The sequence below is a fragment of the Vicinamibacteria bacterium genome (assembly GCA_035620555.1).
Taxonomy (GTDB): domain Bacteria; phylum Acidobacteriota; class Vicinamibacteria; order Marinacidobacterales; family SMYC01; genus DASPGQ01.
In genome coordinates, this window is the sequence record DASPGQ010000824.1 from 1 (window position 1) to 4,788 (window position 4,788).

6 protein-coding genes are annotated in these 4,788 nt (G+C 61.6%); 2 read left to right on the forward strand and 4 right to left on the reverse strand.

What is annotated here, in order from left to right:
• From VEK15_32830 to VEK15_32840, 3 genes are all read right to left on the reverse strand, one after another.
• A partial coding sequence (locus VEK15_32830; GenBank protein ID HXV65527.1) for a hypothetical protein occupies nucleotides 1-425 on the reverse strand: 425 nt, incomplete at its 3' end.
• A 5-nt stretch (nucleotides 426-430) separates the two neighbouring features.
• Entirely contained in the window at nucleotides 431-1,108 is a 678-nt protein-coding gene (locus VEK15_32835; GenBank protein HXV65528.1) for a hypothetical protein, read from the reverse strand.
• Between the two features lie 6 nt (nucleotides 1,109-1,114).
• Nucleotides 1,115-1,486, reverse strand: a complete 372-nt coding sequence (locus VEK15_32840; protein ID HXV65529.1) for a VOC family protein — start codon at nucleotides 1,484-1,486, stop codon at nucleotides 1,115-1,117.
• Nucleotides 1,487-1,649: 163 nt separating this feature from the next.
• On the opposite strand from VEK15_32840, the gene VEK15_32845 reads away from it, so the two are divergent.
• Nucleotides 1,650-2,168, forward strand: coding sequence for a cysteine dioxygenase family protein (locus VEK15_32845; GenBank protein ID HXV65530.1), 519 nt, complete (start codon nucleotides 1,650-1,652; stop codon nucleotides 2,166-2,168).
• 22 nt (nucleotides 2,169-2,190) lie between these two features.
• The gene (locus VEK15_32850) at nucleotides 2,191-4,371 is read left to right on the forward strand and encodes a hypothetical protein (GenBank protein HXV65531.1); all 2,181 of its coding nucleotides are present in this window, start codon (nucleotides 2,191-2,193) and stop codon (nucleotides 4,369-4,371) included.
• A 45-nt stretch (nucleotides 4,372-4,416) separates the two neighbouring features.
• Here VEK15_32850 and VEK15_32855 read toward each other — a convergent pair.
• Nucleotides 4,417-4,788 (reverse strand): type II toxin-antitoxin system VapC family toxin (locus VEK15_32855; protein HXV65532.1); only part of this gene is annotated, 372 nt, incomplete at its 5' end.

The window sequence follows — 4,788 nt, forward strand, 5'->3', positions numbered from 1 at the left end:
CACACGGGAACCGTGCTGACCAGTACGGCATCGACGAGGGCCCGAATCCACACCGGATCTCGACCGGCCGAGATCGTCAAGCCAAAGAAAAGCCACACGGCGAGCCATGTGAGGAGACCGTGTTTGTCGCCCCCGCCCCAAAAGCTCAGAGCAGGATCCAGGGAAAATACCGTCGACAGCACGAAAGCCACCGCGTAGACCGCGACGGCGAGCTCGACGGTCATCTCTCGCAGAGAAAGACGCGAGATTCCACCAAAAGAGACGCTTCCGCCCTCGACCACGGCGAGCACCAGGATTGCGCAGACAGCCCACTGAAAAAGGGTTACCTTGATAGGCTCGGAGGGGGTGCTCGCATAGGGATTGAAAACGACGGGAAGAACGGCGATGAGCGACAGCAACGCCCAGCGGGCGGTGCCAGAGCGCAAACCCCTCAACGCGGTCGTTCGATGCGGACGGAGTCGCGGGAACGAGCTCGGGGCGACAGGCGGCGCCCCCCCACGAGCCAGGCGCCGGAGAAAAGACCCATGAGAAGGATCGCCAGAGTCGCCGCGAATCGTTCGTCGTCGGGCGGGGTTGCGAGGAAGGCTTCGCCCGAGGCGGGGAAAGCTTCGCCCGAGGCCGGGGAGGTCGTCCAATCGGGCGTTTGCGACCGATCGGGCGGCGCTCCGGACGGATCTGGCTGACCGGCCCCTCCCGACGTGTCGACCCCAACAGACCGCTCGGACAACGGCACGGGCCTGGTCTGTTGAGCAGAGCCTGCAAAGATGCGAAACGGCCCGTTATCCTCGCCCCAGACAACGTGATTCACTTCGGCCGCGGCGAGAACCTCTTCGATCGCCTCTCGAAACGGGACGTCTTCCAGCTCGACGCGCACCATTTTTCCGTCGACGGCGGGATCGAGCAAAATCTGTTCGATGGGGATAACCGTTTCCAGCTCCCTCAACATATTGACCAAGATGACCCCTTCCGCCTGAACGGTAACCCGGCCATCACCGACGAGCTTGACGACCTGGGCGTATCCCGAAACGCTCCCAAAGAAAAACAAAGACAGAGCCAGGCCAGCCGACCCAATGACGCGTGGCAGCAGGCTCTCTACCGCGTTTTGCATCGTATCCTATTGAATACGCGATCCGAACATGATGCGGTGGCCGTCGACCGTCTCGACGGCGAATTCTCGCATCTTCCAGGGCTCATCCCGGACGGGCTTACGAATACGACCGCCCCTTGCCACCACCCCCTGGTAGTAATCGTCGATTCCATCGATAACGAAATAGGCGAAGTAAGAGTGGTCGCCGAGCCGGGTGGGAGGTATCGCATCAGGACATTCTCCAGCTAGTATCGTACATCGGTCTTTGACGAGCATCCTCCAACCCGGGTCACCCATGTCTCGGACGGCGAAACCGAGGACATCACGATAGTAAGAGGCGGACTTCTCGAGGTCACAAACGGCGATGACGAAATGCGAGTCGGTTATTTGGGGACCCACACCGCCAGTCTAACCCAGGAGGGTGCACAACTGATTGCCGAAGTCGGAGTTCCGGGCCCGCAGCGCCTTGACAACCTGGCGCAAATGACTTCTCATACTAGTATCCCTGACTGTTCCGAGAAGAGGCTCACGAATGGCTCGGTACGTCGCGATAGACCGTTTGATGGCTGACCTGAAAACCTTTTCCGACATGGGCTTTCCCGCCGTGGACGTGCGGGAGTATCTCGGATCGACTCTCGTAGAGCCGAGCGCCCTCGAACCCTATATCCACCATTGCCAGGAGCGGTACACCCGCAATCTGGTGCACAAGGACGCCGACTTCGAAGTCCTCGTTCTGTGCTGGGGATCCGGACACCGGGCGCCCATCCACGGCCACGAGGGGGAGCTCTGCTTCGCCCGGGTCGAGCGAGGCAGGCTTCGCTTCTCGAACTACGAGCTGCTCTCCGAAGAGCCCCTCGAGCTGCGGCTCATCGACGAACCGATCGACGGGACAGTCGGCTTTCTCGATGGTCCCGCGGAGATACACGCCGTCGAGAACGCTCCCGAGTTCGGGTCCCCGGCCGCGAGCCTCCACATCTACTCGAAGCCCTACGCCCAATGTGACGTTTACGACTCGGAGCGGGGACCTCGCCGTCGCGTGAGCCTGAGCTACGACAGCAGATACGGCAGGCTGTCCGATTGAAAGAGTACTAGCAGGTAGAAACTTGGTCGAGATCAATCACAAGGAGCGGTTCCTCCGCGTCAAGGTCCTGTACTACGGGCCCGCAGCGGGTGGAAAGACGACGAGTCTCCAAGTTCTTCATCGCCTCGCGCGCCAGGACCGTCGTCAGGAGCTGGTTTCGGTCAACACGGCTCAGGACCGCACCATACTCTTCGACCTTCTCCCGTTGTCCACTCCGGCTTTTCGCAGCTATGAACTGCGGTTCCAGATCGTCGCGGTGCCCGGTCAGCGCTTCTATGGCGCGACGCGCAAAATGCTGCTCAAGAACGCCGATGGAATCGTGTTCGTGGCAAACTCGGCGACCGATCGCTGGCACGAGAATCTACAGAGTCTCAAGGAGATGACGGAGTATCTCCTCGAGCACGGTATCGAGCCGTCGAGCATCCCCCTCGTGTTCCAGTTCAACAAGCGCGACCTTCCCGACACGACCGACCTCCAGATCATGCAGCGAGGTCTCAATGCTCGGAGCGCGCCGAGCTTCCCCTCGGTCGCCACTCAGGGCAAAGGAGTGCTGGAAGTCTTCACCGCGGCGCTCGAATGTACGATGACCGAGCTCGCCACGCGATACCGGATTGGGGAGAACCTCGGAGATGCACGCTCGGCGAAGGAGTGGGCTTCCCGTACGATGCTCGAGATCTTCGGTACGACACCAGAAGACCTCATTACCAGGGGCACGGTTCCCTCTGGCCCGGTCGAGCCGCCTCCGACGAAAGTGGTGCGCGTCAAGGCCCCGAAGCTGTCCAATGTGGCCGCGCCCGCGCCGTCCGTCAAGGTAGCTCCACCGGACGAGCTGGAAATGTCTTTTGGTCCCGCACCGATACTGCCTAGCTCGCATTCCCCTCCGGTTCATTCGCCCACGGACGGGGCCGTAGAGCTCGATACACGCTCCGCCAACGCGATGCTTGAAAGCTACGCTGAGGCGGCGTCGAGCCTCACCGATCACATCAGCGAGCTCAGGGAAAGAAACGAGCTCGAGACGCGACGTGTAGAGACCTTCAGCGTCGTGGCGGATATCGCCAAGCGACTCTTCGAGGCGAGCCCGGATGAAACACCCGTGCTTCTCGAAGGGCTTGTCGAGTCCCTCGCAGCGTCACTGAAATGCCGTCAAGCCTCCATGAGTCTCATACGGCCCGACGGGCATTTCGAGCAGGTCGTAGGTCTCGGCCTTCAAGTCGACCCGCTCGAGGGGGCAAAAAGTCCGGGAGGACGACCGCTCGCACATGCGCTGGTGGAAGGTGGAAGGCCGATGATTCAATTTCGCGGGGAGGCCGGCGCGCTCGAGGACGCCATGGATCGGGTCGGTCTAGACTGTGTCGCCGTCCTCGCGCTGCCGATGCGAACCCCGGTTCATGCCCTCGGCCTGGTAACGTTTTATCTGCCCCAGGAATCCCCCGCGCCGACCCGCGAGACCATCGACCACCTCGAGCGCGTCGTTCTGGAGCTGACGATGGCTCTCGAAGTGATCTCCGACGCTCACGCCTCTGAGTCTCTCAAACAGAATCTTCGCAGCACCTTCCGTGGTCGCATCGCCGAAGGGGCAGCCTATGGGCTTGACGGACCCCTGCGAGATGCCGCCGGCGCGCTATTTCGAATGCGGACACGATCGGATACCCCACAGTGGCTGAGCCAAGAGATTCAACAGCTAGAGGCCTCCATCTCCAGCGTGAAATTCATCCGGCAGATGATCATGGATCTTAGAGCCGGGCGACTTCCGGGGCGGGTTCCCACGCCGATTCAGGAGACGCTGGGACGTCTCGAGCACGAGCTCGCAAATGGGCTCAACGAACAAGGGATTCGGTTCGTCGTAGACGTGAAGGCGGGGGTTCGACCGGTTTACGCCGAGCCATTCTTGTTGCGCGGCCTTCTTTACACTCTAATCGAGAACTCTCGCCGCCGTTTGGCAGGAGCGGGTGGGGGCGTCATACGCATCATCGTCCAGCCCGACACTCATGGTGCCCGCATCTCTCTCTTCGACAACCTCATCGCCGTTTCGAACGCGTTGTCGTCTCCCGCGAGATTTCTCTCATGGCCCCTCGAGCGCCGCCTCGCCGAAGTCACCCACGAGCTGATGCAGAGCGTCGTCGAATACTTCCAGGGCCGATGGGCGGAGGAGACGCGCGAAGCGATCGGCACGGTTCGCACGATCATTCTGCCCGTGACATAGCCTTGCCTGAAAGGGACGGGGCGGGCTATCTACGAGGATTCGCGTTCACCAAACGAGACGAATACCGAAATCCTTGAGCTCCGGGTCCCGCCCGATGAGTGGTATCTCTTCGAGCGCGCATTGAGCTGCGAGCATCCGGTCGAAGGGGTCTCGGTGCGCCTGAGGCCAGCTCCCCGCACGCTGACCGTGGGCAATCGTTACCGGCAGCTCGCGGAAGCCGGCGCGGTGGACCCAGCCGTCGATATCCCGTACCAGCTCGGACGCGCTGGGCAGCTTCCCGAGCCGGTACTTGGTGCTGATCTCCCAAGCGCTCGCGGCCGATACAAGAATCTCGTTCGTGGAATCACGCAAGATTCCTCGAGCGCGCTCGGAGAGGCGTGGGTCGTCGAAGAGCCACCACAGCAGAGCGTGGGTGTC

Coding starts and splice junctions, on each gene's coding strand:
- VEK15_32835 (HXV65528.1), bottom strand. CDS start 1,108: ATGCAAAACGCGGTAGAGAGCCTGCTGCCACGCGTCATTGGGTCGGCT.
- VEK15_32845 (HXV65530.1), top strand. CDS start 1,650: ATGGCTGACCTGAAAACCTTTTCCGACATGGGCTTTCCCGCCGTGGAC.